11 protein-coding genes are annotated in these 12,533 nt (G+C 62.3%); all 11 read right to left on the reverse strand.

The window, feature by feature from the left end:
• Nucleotides 1-61 precede the first annotated feature (61 nt).
• Nucleotides 62-1,045, reverse strand: coding sequence for an NAD(P)-dependent oxidoreductase (locus ACZ445_RS13110; protein ID WP_464708422.1), 984 nt, complete (start codon nucleotides 1,043-1,045; stop codon nucleotides 62-64).
• Nucleotides 1,042-2,334, reverse strand: a complete 1,293-nt coding sequence (locus tag ACZ445_RS13115; RefSeq protein WP_058424866.1) for an MFS transporter — start codon at nucleotides 2,332-2,334, stop codon at nucleotides 1,042-1,044. The genes ACZ445_RS13110 and ACZ445_RS13115 overlap by 4 nt, the downstream gene beginning before the upstream one ends.
• Nucleotides 2,335-2,382: 48 nt before the next feature.
• Entirely contained in the window at nucleotides 2,383-3,324 is a 942-nt protein-coding gene (locus ACZ445_RS13120) for a sugar kinase (RefSeq protein WP_058424865.1), read from the reverse strand.
• Nucleotides 3,317-4,099 (reverse strand): sugar phosphate isomerase/epimerase family protein, encoded by a 783-nt coding sequence (locus tag ACZ445_RS13125; RefSeq protein ID WP_058424864.1) that lies wholly within the window; start codon nucleotides 4,097-4,099, stop codon nucleotides 3,317-3,319. The genes ACZ445_RS13120 and ACZ445_RS13125 overlap by 8 nt, the downstream gene beginning before the upstream one ends.
• Before the next feature lie 44 nt (nucleotides 4,100-4,143).
• Nucleotides 4,144-5,157, reverse strand: coding sequence for a LacI family DNA-binding transcriptional regulator (locus ACZ445_RS13130; protein WP_122304919.1), 1,014 nt, complete (start codon nucleotides 5,155-5,157; stop codon nucleotides 4,144-4,146).
• Nucleotides 5,158-5,266: 109 nt separating this feature from the next.
• Nucleotides 5,267-5,854: a LysE family translocator gene (locus ACZ445_RS13135; RefSeq protein WP_058424862.1), complete on the reverse strand. Its 588-nt coding sequence runs from the start codon at nucleotides 5,852-5,854 to the stop codon at nucleotides 5,267-5,269.
• 54 nt (nucleotides 5,855-5,908) lie between these two features.
• Entirely contained in the window at nucleotides 5,909-6,748 is an 840-nt protein-coding gene (locus ACZ445_RS13140; protein ID WP_179030454.1) for an AraC family transcriptional regulator, read from the reverse strand.
• 73 nt (nucleotides 6,749-6,821) lie between these two features.
• On the reverse strand, nucleotides 6,822-7,463 hold the full coding sequence (locus ACZ445_RS13145; protein ID WP_078048145.1) for a DUF1345 domain-containing protein: 642 nt from the start codon (nucleotides 7,461-7,463) through the stop codon (nucleotides 6,822-6,824).
• Between the two features lie 127 nt (nucleotides 7,464-7,590).
• The gene (locus ACZ445_RS13150) at nucleotides 7,591-7,986 is read right to left on the reverse strand and encodes a hypothetical protein (protein ID WP_464708424.1); all 396 of its coding nucleotides are present in this window, start codon (nucleotides 7,984-7,986) and stop codon (nucleotides 7,591-7,593) included.
• A 130-nt stretch (nucleotides 7,987-8,116) separates the two neighbouring features.
• The gene (locus tag ACZ445_RS13155) at nucleotides 8,117-11,209 is read right to left on the reverse strand and encodes a multidrug efflux RND transporter permease subunit (RefSeq protein ID WP_464708425.1); all 3,093 of its coding nucleotides are present in this window, start codon (nucleotides 11,207-11,209) and stop codon (nucleotides 8,117-8,119) included.
• Between the two features lie 6 nt (nucleotides 11,210-11,215).
• Entirely contained in the window at nucleotides 11,216-12,358 is a 1,143-nt protein-coding gene (locus tag ACZ445_RS13160; protein ID WP_179029161.1) for an efflux RND transporter periplasmic adaptor subunit, read from the reverse strand.
• Nucleotides 12,359-12,533 lie beyond the last annotated feature (175 nt).

The raw sequence follows: 12,533 nt of genomic DNA on the forward strand, positions 1-12,533 counted from the left end.
GTAAACGATGTCCCCGGTTTGTACCGGGGCAAGCCCCCTCCCACATTTGCTCTGTGTTGTGTCAGCGCTGCTGCTTCCAGGCGCCTGGGTTCACCAGGTTTTTCGGTTTTTCACCCGCCAACGCCTGCAACAGATTCTCCACCGCACACGTCGCCATGGCTTCCCGCGTCTCATGGGTGGCCGAGCCGATATGCGGGGTGGCCACCACATTGTTCAAGCGCAACAACGGCGAGTCGTGATCCAGCGGCTCCTGCTCAAACACATCCAACCCCGCCGCTCGAATCGTGCGTTGTTGCAACGCCTCCACCAGCGCCGCCTCATCCACCACCTTGCCCCGCGAGATATTGATAAAGATCGTCTCCGGGCCCATCAGCGCGAATTGTTCGGCGCCAATCAACTTCTCGGTTTCAGCGGTCAGTGGCAGCGTCAGGCAGACAAAGTCGGCCTGTTGCAGCAACTCGTTCAAGCTGCGGTACTGGGCACCAAAGCGTTTTTCCACCAAGGGCTTGGGCGAATGGCTGTGGTAGATCACCGGCATGCCGAAACCGAAATGCCCACGCTGGGCCAGGGCTTCGCCGATGCGGCCCATGCCGATGATACCCAGGGTCTTGCCGTGCACATCGCTGCCGAAATGCGCCGGGCCGATATTCTTGCTCCACTGGCCGGCGCGTACCATGTCGGCCAGTTCGACCACACGCCGGGCGGTGACCAGGATCAGTGCAAAGCCGGTGTCGGCGGTGGTTTCGGTGAGCACGTCCGGGGTGTTGCTGAGCAGGATGCCGCGCCCGGTGAGGTAGTCGATATCGTAGTTGTCGACGCCCACCGACACGCTCGCCACCGCCTCCAGTTCTGGGGCCAGGTCCAGCAGCTTCGCGTCCAGCTTCAGGCTGGCACCCAACAGACCATTGGCGGTCGGCAGGGCATCGCGCAGCTTGGCCAGGCCGGTCTCGTCCAACGCTTCGATCAGGGTGACGTCGGCCTGTTCATGCAGGCGGGCCATCAACGGCGCGGAGAGTTTCTTGTACAACACGACAGATTTTTTCATGCGGTCTTTACCTTCAATTCCAGGTTGGGCGCCGGTGTACGGTCACTGGCACCGGGCTTGAGAAAAATCGTCAATACCACTGACAGCAGCAACGCGCCGCTCATCAGCAGGTACGAGGCGCCGGGCGAGCCGGTGCTGCTATTGAGGTAGCCCACCAGATAAGAGCCGCCGAACGACCCGAGGGCGCCCATGCTGTTGATCAGCGCCATGGCGCCGCCGGCGACGTTGGCCGGGAGAATTTCCGGGACAATCGCGAAAAACGGCCCGTAGGGCGCATACATGCACGCGCCGGCAATCACCAGCAGGGTGTACGACCACCAGAAGTGTTCGGCGCCGAGCACATAGGACGCGTAGAACGCGATGGAGGCGATCAGCAACGGCGGCCACACGAAGCGCTTGCGTTTTTGCAGTTTGTCCGAGCCCCAGGACACCACCAGCATGCCGATCACCGCCGCCAGATACGGCAACGCCGACAACCAGCCGGCCTCGACCATGTCCATCTGCAAGCCTTGCTTGAGGATCGACGGCAGCCACAACACGAAGCCGTACACACCGATGCTCCAGCAGAAGAATTGCAGGGCCAGGATGATCACCTTGGGCGAGCGGAATGCCTCGGCATAGTTCTTCACCGCCTTGATGCCCACCTGTTCGGCAGCCAGCGCGCTTTCCAGGTCCTGTTTCTCGGCGTCGCTCAGCCATTTGGCCTGGGCGGGCTTTTCATCCGCCAGCCTCCACCAGATAAACGCCCACAGCACCGCCGGCAGGCCTTCGATGATAAACATCCAGCGCCAGCTGAAATGCTGCACCAGGTAGCCCGACACCACAGACATCCACAACATGGTCACCGGGTTGCCGAGGATCAGGAAGGTATTGGCGCGCGAGCGTTCGGCGCGGGTGAACCAGTGGCACAGGTACACCAGCATCGCCGGCATCACCGCCGCTTCCACCACGCCGAGCATGAAGCGGATCACGATCAGCATGTAGGCGTTGGAGACCACTCCGGTCAGGGTGGCGAGGCCGCCCCACAGGATCAGGCTGACAAAAATCAGCTTTTTCACGCTGCGCTTTTGCGCGTAGATCGCCCCCGGCACCTGGAAGAAAAAGTAACCGAGGAAAAACAGCGCCCCCAGCAACGATGACATGCCAGGGGTGATCATCAGGTCTTCGGCCATCCCGGAGGCGGCGGCGAAGCCGTAGTTGGCGCGGTCCAGGTACGCCAGGCTGTAGGTGATAAAAACGATGGGCATGATGTACCACCAACGGCGGGTGGCGAGTTTCACGGTGTCCATGGGGTTGCTCCTGAGCTTGTTGTAGTTGTGGCAACAGGTCGTAATGGGTCAAGCGACGGATCGAATCGGTAACTCTGAACGGGTGGGCAGGCCTTCCATATCGCCACGGCTTTGCACGGCGCGGCTGCCGATCCAGTTGCCGCGCTGTACCGCCTCGCGGAAGCTGAGGTTTTCCAGCAGGGCGCTGATCATGCCCACGGCAAAGCCGTCGCCGGCGCCGACGGTGTCAACCACCTTGTCCACCCGCACGGCGGCCACAAAGCCCTGGTCCATTTGCGTGCGGTAGTAGGCGCCGTCCGGGCCTAGCTTGATCGCCACGGCTTCGGCACCCTGGTCGAGGTAGAACGCGGCGATGTCGGCCGGGTCATCGAAGCCGGTGAGCAGGCGACCTTCGCCGAGGCCCGGCAACACCCAATCGGCCAGGCCGGCGAGGGCGTTGATTTCGCGGATCATCGTCTGTTGGTTGGCCCATAGCGACGGGCGCAGGTTGGGGTCGAACGACACGCTGCGCCCGGCCTTGCGCATCTGGGTCATCAACTCGACGGACAGTTCGCGGGTCGCTTCGGACAGCGCCGGCGGAATGCCGGTGGCATGCAGGTGGCGGGCTTGCAGCAGGGCAGGGCTGATGGCAGCGACGGACAAGTGGCTGGCCGCCGAGCCTTTGCGGAAATACTCGACCTGAGGGTCATCACCCGTTTCTTCACGGGACTTGAGCTGAAAACCGGTGGGGTGCAACGGGTCGACCGCCACATGCCGGCAGTCCAGGCCTTCTTTGCTCAAAGTATCGACCACAAAGCGCCCGAGGGAGTCATTGCCGACCCGGCTCAGCCAGGCCACGTTGAAGCCCAGGCGTGACAGGCCGATAGCGACGTTGCTATCGGCCCCGGCAATGCGCTTGTGAAACTGCGCCACTTGCGCCAGGTCGCCGCTCTGTTCGGCGACGAACATCGCCATGGTCTCACCAAACGACAGGATATCGATCTCAGACATGGGCATTCTCCACGCGCGGTTGGCCAAGGACGGCGAGGGCGGCAATGTGCCGGGTGGTGACCTCGATCAGGTCATCGCCTTGCAGCGGGAATTCCACCGCCCGGGTAATTCCTTGAGTCATGTGCTTGAGCAGTTGTTCCCACAGATGCAGGTCGGTGGCGCCCGGTGGCACGGCGACCAGCTTGCCGTCGGCGCGACGGGCCACGGCCTTGCAGTGCAGGTAATCCACATGCCGGCCCAGCAAGCGAGCGGCGGTGAGGGTGGATTGGTCCTGCCATTGCCAGTTGCCGATATCGAAGGTCATCTTCACCGGCAGGCCCAGGCGCTCCACTTCGCTGAAGAAACGTTGCATCGGCTCGATACGACCGCCGTGCAGGGTCTGGTCGTTCTCGACCAACAGTTGCACGGGGTGGCGGTTGAGCAGGGCGTGCAGGCTGTCCAGGTCGTTGGTGTCGGTGAAGTAGCCGAGGGAGACTTTCAGCCACTGCGCGCCGAAAGCCTGAGCGCGGTCCAAGGTCGCTGCCAGTTCGGCATTCGCTTGGGCGCGGCCGGCGACCCACAGTTCCAGGGGCGATGAGAACACCGATTCCAGGTTCTGTTGCGCCGCGGCCTCGGCCAGTTCCGTGGGCTGTTCGTGGGTTAAAAGCTCTTCGCGCCATTCGATGCGCTGGGCGCCGGCGGCGGCGAGAACCTCGACAAAACTCAACTGGCCTTGTTGGCGTACCAAGTCTGCGCCGTAGCTGGAAAGGCTGATGGAGACGGGGTATTTATGCATTGTTGTTTACCTCTGAAACCGGTTTCATTTTTGTTCAAAATTTTTTAGACGTGCCGGGTCGAGCCACGAAGGATCAACTCGGGCAGGAAATCCAGGGTCCGTGTTGGCTCGGTATCGCCGCGCAAGCGCTTGAGCAGGCAATTGAATGCCGTTGCACCGATGGCTTCGGTCGGCTGGGCGAGGGCGGTGATGCCCGTGCCTACCAGCGGATACCAGTCCAGGTCATCCAGGGCGATCAGGCCGATGTCGTCGAACAGGTTGCAACCCAGGCTCTTCAGCGCACGGGTGCAGGCCAGCGCTGCGACGCCGTTGGCACAGAACAGTGCCTTGGGGCCAGGTTTGGCAAGAAAGGCGTGCAGGTGTTTTTGCAGTGTTTCATCCAACGCCAGCACCGCGCCGGTCAATGCCGGGCGGCTGGCGATTTCAGCCTTGAAACTGTCCAGGCGCTCCAGGCGCGAACTGGTGCCATCGGTGGCTTCACTGACCATCAGCACATCGCGGTAACCCTGTCGCTCAAGGTGTTCCACGGCCATACGCACCGCCGCCGGATTGTCCAGGCCGACCAGATCGCTGTGCAGCGGCGCGACCTTGCGGTCCACCAGCACCAGGGGCATTTCCCGTTGCAGTTCCAGCAATTGGTCCAAGTGATGGCCGAGGGTGTTCACGATCAGCCCTTCAATGTTGTAGGAGCGCAGCGCCGCCAGGTGCTGGCGCTCTTGCGCGTCATCGCGGTCGGTGTTGCACACCACCAGGCTGTAGCCGTGCTGGCGGCAGGCAGTCTCGACGCCGTGCATCACGGCAATGGAATAGGGGTTGCGGATATCGGCCACCAGCATGCCGATCAAGCGCGTGCGCCCGCGTTTCAAACCACGGGCCATCTGGTTGGGGCGGTAGCCGAGGGCATCGATGGCTTGCTCGATGCGCAGGGCGATGGCGTCGGAGAGCAGGGCGCGGTCGTCGCCAATAAAGCGCGACACACTGGCCTTGGACACGCCGGCGCGCTCGGCGACGTCGAGCATGGTCACGCGGCTGCGCTGGGCGGCGGAAAAGTTGTTCACGGTCATCGACCTTCTTTTCTTATTGGAATGACTGAAACCGGTTTCAGGAAAGCACTAAACCAGCAAAGTCGTCAAGAAGATGCAGGGCAAGGCCAGATGACCGGTACGTTCAGACCAGCACACCCAACCAGGTCGCGGCCAACAGCAGCAGGGCCATACCCCTGTTGAAACGTTGCATGGCCGTGGCCGAACGAAACACTCGTGAAGCGCCGGCCCCCAGCAGCGCCCAAGTGCCCAGGCAAGGTATCGAGATCAGGAAAAACACCAGGGACAACTGCACCACCTGGCTTTGGCGCTCTGCACCCTGGCCGGCAAATACACTCACCACCGCGAGCGCCATCATCCAGGTTTTCGGGTTGATCAATTGCAGGCTGGCGGCGCCGATCAGGCCGAGGGGTTTTTCGCTGGCGTCCACTTCGACGGCTTGGGCGGGTGCACTGAAGATCTGCCAGGCCAGGTAGCTCAGCCAGGCGACGCCGGTCCATTGCATGGTCGTTTGCACTTTGGGCAAATGCACCAGGGACTGGCCCACGCCGGTCCCCACCAGCAGCACAAGGCCGGCAGCCCCGACGCAGGCGCCGAGGATTATGGGTAACGCGGCTCTCAAGCCATACCGCGCGCTGTTACTCAGCACCAGGATATTGGTAGGGCCTGGCGTAATCGAGGCGACAAAGGCAAACAACATGAACGGCAACATGGCAGGTGACTCCGACAAATCCAGTGATGGCGTCGATCTTCGCTGGCCGGTATGTCATCTGTCTGGAAGATTTGAGCAGCGCTTGCGGTACGCGGCGGGTGTCAAGCCGTAGGCGCGCACGAACCAGCGGCCCAAGTGGCTCTGGTCGGCAAAACCGAGGGCCATCGCGATATCGGCGGGTTGCTCGCCCTTGGCCAGCAAGTGCCGGGCGCGGGCCAGGCGCAGTTGCACCAGGTAGGCGTGGGGCGGCAGGCCGAATGCGCTCTTGAACGCACGGGTCAGGCGGAAACGGTCGACGCCGCAGGCCAGGGCCAGTTCGTCCATGCCCACATCCACGTGCAGATGGGCGTGCAGGTATTCCCGCGCCTTGTGCGCAACCAGCGGCAGGCGCGGGTCTTCGCGGTAGCGGGTGCGCCAGTAGAGTTGGCTGGTGAGGCGCTCCAACAGGTGATCCATGGCGCGCTGGCGCACGATGCGCAGTTCGCCGCTGTGCAGGGTCTGGAAGGCTTGGCTGGTAGCCAGCGCCAGGTGCGGATCATTGGCCAGCGTGGTGGCCACGCTGAGCTGGCTGTTAGCTGGTGCTTCTTCGAATACTGCGCTCACTTCCCGGGCCAGCCACTGCGGGTCAAGGTACAGCATGTGGTAGGTAAAGCCGTCGGAGGTGGGCGCGTCACCATCATGCAGTTCGCCTGGTTCCAGCAGAAACACCTGGCCGGGCACGCTGTTGTGGCGGGTACGGCGGCAGTTGAATTGCTGCACGCCTTGCTCGGTGACGCCTATCAGGTAGCTGTCGTGCCAATGCGGGTCGTACGCATGACCTTCAAAATGCGCGCGCAGGGTCTCGATGCCGGTGTCGGCGTCCTGGGACAGGTCGATCCAATTGTGCGCGGCCATAAAACACCGAGGCGGAATAGGTGAGGTAATTAGCGCCCATCTGGGCATAAGCGTCTAGAAGGTTTGTGCAGCCTCAACCGAATAAGCCAGCGGCGATATTGATCGAGAACCCCAGGATCGCCGTGTTGAACAGAAACCCGATCAATGATTGACCCAGCACTACCTTGCGCATGCCTCGGGTGGCAACCCCGACATCAGAGGTCTGCACCGCCACGCCGATGGTGAAGGAAAAGTACAGGAAGTCCCAATAGTTGGGGGTCTGCAAACCTTCGGCAAAGCGCAGCGCCGGCTCCTTGCCGTCCCAGGTGTAATAAAGGCGCGCGTAATGCACGCTGAAGATCACCCCGATCAGCAACCACGAACCGATCACTGTCAGCCCGGTGAAACCGTAGTGCAGCAGGCGTTCCGAGGTGGCCAGGTCTTTGCTGCCCACCAGTTCGAAGGTGATGGTTGCCAGGCTGGCGAGGGCGGCGATGCACACCGTGAACAGCACAAGCCCGGCATTTTCATCTTCGATTTCGGCGATGCGCTTCACATCCTCGGCCTTGGCCCGCCGGGTCAGCCATAGCATCAGTACCAGGTAGGTCCAGACCCCGGCATTCCAGCCGATGAGGATTTTGCTGACGACGGTGTCTGCCGGCGCCAGGATGCCCACGGCAATACCCAGCACGGCGGCGGCGGAGAGGCGAGGGTGGGTGCGGGCGAGGAACGGCATGGCGGCTCACAATGAAATGTCTCTGCGAGCACCATAGCGCATTCTTTAGTCCCTGACTGACTGCGTCGAACACTCCTTTTTGTCAGTTGCACGTTCTGGCCATCAAACATGGCGGTTACAGCCGTGCTTATTCAACGTAACGGATGGCGCCGTCCGTGAGTTTGACTGCGGGGTAGTGCGCGACAGGAACCAAGATGGCTTCAAACGTCGCATCAAGCGTTTTACGTGTAGGGTCCCACACGAAGGTTATGCTTCCGCTACCGGCATGGCGGTTAGGATAGCCGTACCGTTCGTAGGTGAGCTGCGAAGGGTTGCCAGGACCAACCGGTATGGCTGTTCCACCATTCCCAGGGTTATTGACCGTGATGATGAATTCTCCGTCTGAGTTTCCAGTGCCCGGTGCCTCAATACGCAGCAATTGGCTCGTATGGATTACTGTTAAGTCTTCGCTGACAAAAAAACTGTTTCCAATGCCTACCGCCAGGTACCCGTTGGAAAGCAGTAAGCCTGAGTGTTCGCTCATGGGAGGCTTCTCTTTACTGATCGTTCGGATTGAACAAAGGCACACTAAAACGAAAAAGAACCCTGCGAAACTGTCAACATTGACAGTTTGTAAGGGCTCTTTTCAGTGGGCTTGCGTCGGTTGACGTCGATCAGTCGCGGCGCTTTTTAACCAACTTCATCACCACCACAAAAAACACCGGCACAAACACCACCGCCAGTGTCGCGGTGATCATCCCGCCGATCACGCCGGTACCAATCGCCTGTTGGCTTGCCGAGCTGGCCCCGGTGGCAATCGCCAACGGCACCACGCCGAGGATGAACGCCAGCGAGGTCATGATGATCGGTCGCAAGCGCAAGCGCGCAGCCTTCAGGGTGGCGCTCATCAGGTCTTCGCCCTGGTCGTACAGGTCCTTGGCGAATTCGATGATCAGGATCGCGTTCTTCGCCGACAGGCCGATGATAGTGATCAGACCGACCTTGAAGAACACATCGTTGGGCATGCCGCGCAAGGCCACGGCCAGTACCGCGCCGAGCACACCCAGCGGCACCACCAGCAGTACCGAGGTCGGGATCGACCAGCTTTCATACAACGCCGCCAGGCACAGGAACACGATCAGTAGCGACAAGCCCAGCAGTATCGGGGCCTGGGAGCCGGACAAGCGCTCCTGCAACGACAAACCGGTCCATTCCTGGCCCAGGCCGGCGGGCAGTTGGCTGACCAACCGCTGGATCTCGTCCATGGCTTCACCGGTACTGTGCCCCGGAGCGGCTTCGCCGGAAATCGCGATAGCCGGGTAGCCGTTGTAACGGGTCAACTGAGTCGGGCCCTGGGTCCATCTGGCTTCGATAAAGGCGGACAGTGGCACCATCTTGCCGGCGTTGTTGCGTACGTTGATCTTCATCAAGTCCGCCACCTGGCTGCGCTGGTCGCCTTCGGCCTGCACCACCACCCGCTGCATGCGGCCCTGGTTGGGGAAGTCGTTGATGTAGGCCGAACCGATGGCCGAGGACAGCACATTGCCGACATCGGCAAACGACACGCCCAGCGCATTGGCCTGCTTGCGGTCCACTTCAAGCTGCACTTGCGGTGCTTCGGCCAGGGCGCTTTCGCGCACGTTGGCCAGGATCGGGCTTTTCGCGGCCGCTGCCAGCAACTCGGTACGCGCGGCCATCAACGCGGCATGGCCCACGCCACCGCGGTCCTGCAGGCGGAACTCGAAGCCGCTGGAGGTACCTAGACCATCCACGGGCGGCGGCAGGATCGCGTAGGCCACCGCATCTTTCAGCTCGCTAAAGGCCATGTTGGCGCGGTCGGCAATCGACGAAGCGGAGTCATCGCTGCCGCGCTGCGACCAATCCTTGAGCGTGGTAAACGCCAGCGCTGCGTTCTGCCCGGAACCGGAGAAGCTGAAGCCCATGATCATGGTGGTGTCACCCACCCCAGGCTCCTCGGCGTTGTGCGCTTCGATCTGTTCGGCCACCTGCACCGTGCGGTTCTTGCTCGCGCCGGGTGGTAACTGGATGTCGGTGATGGTGTAGCCCTGGTCTTCCACCGGCAGGAACGAGGAGGGCAGGCGGCTGAACATCCAGCCCAGGCCCACCAGCAACACCAGGTAGATCAGCAGGTAGCGGCCGCTGCGCTTGAGGGCGTAAGCCACCCAGCCTTCATAGCGGTCGGTGAACTGATCGAAACGCCGGTTGAACCAGCCAAAGAAACCGCCCTTGGCATGGTGCTCGCCCTGGGGGATCGGCTTGAGCAAAGTCGCGCACAGGGCCGGGGTCAAGGTCAGGGCGAGGAACGCCGAGAACAGGATCGAGGTGGCCATCGACAGCGAGAATTGCTGGTAGATCACTCCCACCGAACCGGCCATGAACGCCATCGGCAGGAACACCGCCACCAGCACCAGGGTGATGCCGATGATGGCGCCGGTGATCTGGCCCATGGCCTTTTTCGTCGCCTCCTTGGGCGACAGTCCCTCGGTGGCCATGATCCGCTCGACGTTCTCCACCACCACAATCGCGTCGTCCACCAGGATACCGATGGCCAGTACCATGCCGAACATGGTCAGCACGTTGATCGAAAAGCCCAGCAGCAACATGGTGGCGAAGGTGCCCATCAGCGCAATCGGCACCACCAGCGTCGGGATCAAGGTGTAGCGCACGTTCTGCAGGAACAGGAACATCACCGCGAACACCAGCGCCATGGCCTCCAGCAGGGTGTAGACCACCTTGGTGATCGAAACCTTGACGAACGGCGAGGTGTCGTACGGGATCTTGTATTCCACATTGGCCGGGAAATAGCGCGACAGCTCGTCCATCTTGGCCCGCACCAGGGTCGCGGTGCTCAACGCATTGGCGCCGGGCGACAATTGCACGCTGACCGCGGTAGACGGTTTGCCGTTCAGGCGGGTGGAGAACTGGTATTCCTGGCTGCCGACTTCCACTCGCGCCACATCGCCAATGCGTACAGTGGAACCGTCCGGGTTGGCCTTGAGCACGATGTCAGCGAACTCGGCCGGCGTCGACAACTGGCCCTTGACCAGGATCGCGGCGGTGATTTCCTGGGTATTCGTACCCGGCAGATCACCGATGCTACCCGCCGAGACCTGGGCGTTCTGCGCGCTGATCGCGGCGTTGACGTCGGCTGGCGTGAGGTTGAAGCCGATCAGCTTCTGCGGGTCGATCCAGATCCGCATGGCACGCTCGGCGCCATACAGCTGGGCCTTGCCCACGCCATCCAGGCGCTTGAGCTCGTTCATCACGTTGCGCGCCAGGTAGTCGCTGAGCGCCACGTCATCGAGCTTGCCGTCGTTGGACGTGAGGGTCACCAGCAACAGGAAACCGGCGGAGACTTTCTCCACCTGCAAACCTTGCTGGGTCACCGCCTGCGGCAGGCGCGGTTCGACTGCCTTGAGGCGGTTCTGCACATCCACCTGGGCCATTTCCGGGTTGGTGCCCGGTTGGAAAGTGGCGGTGATGGTGGCCGAACCCAGGCTGCTCTGGGATTCGAAATACAACAGGTGATCGGCGCCGTTGAGCTCCTGCTCGATCAGGCTCACCACGCTTTCGTCCAGGGTCTGGGCCGAAGCGCCGGGGTACACCGCGTAGATTTCGACCTTTGGCGGCGCGACGTTGGGGTACTGCGCCACCGGCAACTGCGGGATGGCCAGCAAGCCGGCCAGCAGGATAAACAGGGCGACCACCCAGGCGAAGATCGGGCGGTCAATAAAGAACTGCGGCATGGCGGGTTATTCCTTTACGAGCGGGCTGTCGTCCACTTCAACTTTTTCACCGGGGCGCGCGTGTTGCAGGCCTTCGACGATGATGCGGTCACCGGCTTTGAGACCGCTGCTGACGACCCAGCGATCGTTGACCACCGCGCCCAACTCCACCGGCTGCTGGCTCACGGTCTGCTCGGCGTCCAGCAGCAACACCATGGGGATACCGGCGCTGTCACGGGTGATGGCGCGTTGCGGTACGCTGATGCCTTGCTTGTCGACGGCTTGCTCCAGGCGCACCCGCACAAAGCTGCCGGGCAGCAGGTCGAGGTCCGGGTTGGGGAACTCGCTGCGCAGGATGATCTGCCCGGTGCCGGGGTCGACGCTGATCTCGGCGAACAGCAACTTGCCCGGCAGTGGGTACAGGCTGCCGTCATCCTCGATCAGCGTGGCCTTGGCCTGGTCCTGGCCAACCTGCTTCAGGCTGCCGGCACGGAAGGCGCGGCGCAGGTCGTTGAGTTCGCGGTTGGACTGGGTCAGGTCGGCGTGGATCGGGTCCAGTTGCTGGATGATCGCCAGCGGCGTGGCCTCGTTCTGGCCGACCAGCGCGCCTTCCGTTACCAGCGCACGGCCGATGCGCCCGGAAATCGGCGCGGTCACGGTGGCGTAGCCCAGGTTCAAGCGGGCGCGTTCCACGGCGGCCTTGTTGGCGGCGACTTCGGCGTTGGTCTGGCGCACGGCGGCGCGGGCGTTGTCGTAGTCCTGGCCGCTGATGGCGTTGCCTTCCACCAATTGGCTGTAGCGCTGCTCCTGCAGGCGCGCCTTGAACGCATCTGCCTCGGCCTTGCTCAGGTTGGCCTGGGCGCTGTCGAGGTCGGCCTTGAACGGCGCGGGGTCGATGCGAAACAGCACGTCGCCCTGTTTCACGTCATGGCCTTCCTTGAACACCCGTTGCATCACCACGCCGGCGACCCGTGCGCGCACTTCGGCGATGCGCGGCGCGGCAATGCGCCCGCTCAGTTCGCTGCTGATCGACAGCGGCTTGGCTTCCAGGGTTTCGATGCGCACTTTGGCCAGGGGCATTTGCGGCGCTTCGGCGGCGGAGTCGCCACACGCGCTCAGGGCCAGGGTGAGGGCCAGCAGGCAAAATGGCGCAAACAGATTCTTCGACATGCTCTTATCCCAATATTGACTGGCGCATCCTAAAGTCACCTGCGCCTTGGTGCTGTGAAGCTGTGTAGCGGGTCTGTGAAGAAATGTAAGGTACGGCGCGCGGGGCGCCGGGGGCGTATATCCTTGCACAATCCTGCAAACACTGGAGATGCCATGTGGGAGGGGGCTTGCCCCC

The sequence above is a fragment of the Pseudomonas allii genome, assembly GCF_055380095.1.

Coding starts and splice junctions, on each gene's coding strand:
- ACZ445_RS13140 (WP_179030454.1), bottom strand. CDS start 6,748: ATGGCCGCGCACAATTGGATCGACCTGTCCCAGGACGCCGACACCGGC.
- ACZ445_RS13110 (WP_464708422.1), bottom strand. CDS start 1,045: ATGAAAAAATCTGTCGTGTTGTACAAGAAACTCTCCGCGCCGTTGATG.
- ACZ445_RS13160 (WP_179029161.1), bottom strand. CDS start 12,358: ATGTCGAAGAATCTGTTTGCGCCATTTTGCCTGCTGGCCCTCACCCTG.
- ACZ445_RS13120 (WP_058424865.1), bottom strand. CDS start 3,324: ATGTCTGAGATCGATATCCTGTCGTTTGGTGAGACCATGGCGATGTTC.
- ACZ445_RS13125 (WP_058424864.1), bottom strand. CDS start 4,099: ATGCATAAATACCCCGTCTCCATCAGCCTTTCCAGCTACGGCGCAGAC.
- ACZ445_RS13150 (WP_464708424.1), bottom strand. CDS start 7,986: ATGAGCGAACACTCAGGCTTACTGCTTTCCAACGGGTACCTGGCGGTA.
- ACZ445_RS13155 (WP_464708425.1), bottom strand. CDS start 11,209: ATGCCGCAGTTCTTTATTGACCGCCCGATCTTCGCCTGGGTGGTCGCC.
- ACZ445_RS13115 (WP_058424866.1), bottom strand. CDS start 2,334: ATGGACACCGTGAAACTCGCCACCCGCCGTTGGTGGTACATCATGCCC.
- ACZ445_RS13145 (WP_078048145.1), bottom strand. CDS start 7,463: ATGCCGTTCCTCGCCCGCACCCACCCTCGCCTCTCCGCCGCCGCCGTG.
- ACZ445_RS13135 (WP_058424862.1), bottom strand. CDS start 5,854: ATGTTGCCGTTCATGTTGTTTGCCTTTGTCGCCTCGATTACGCCAGGC.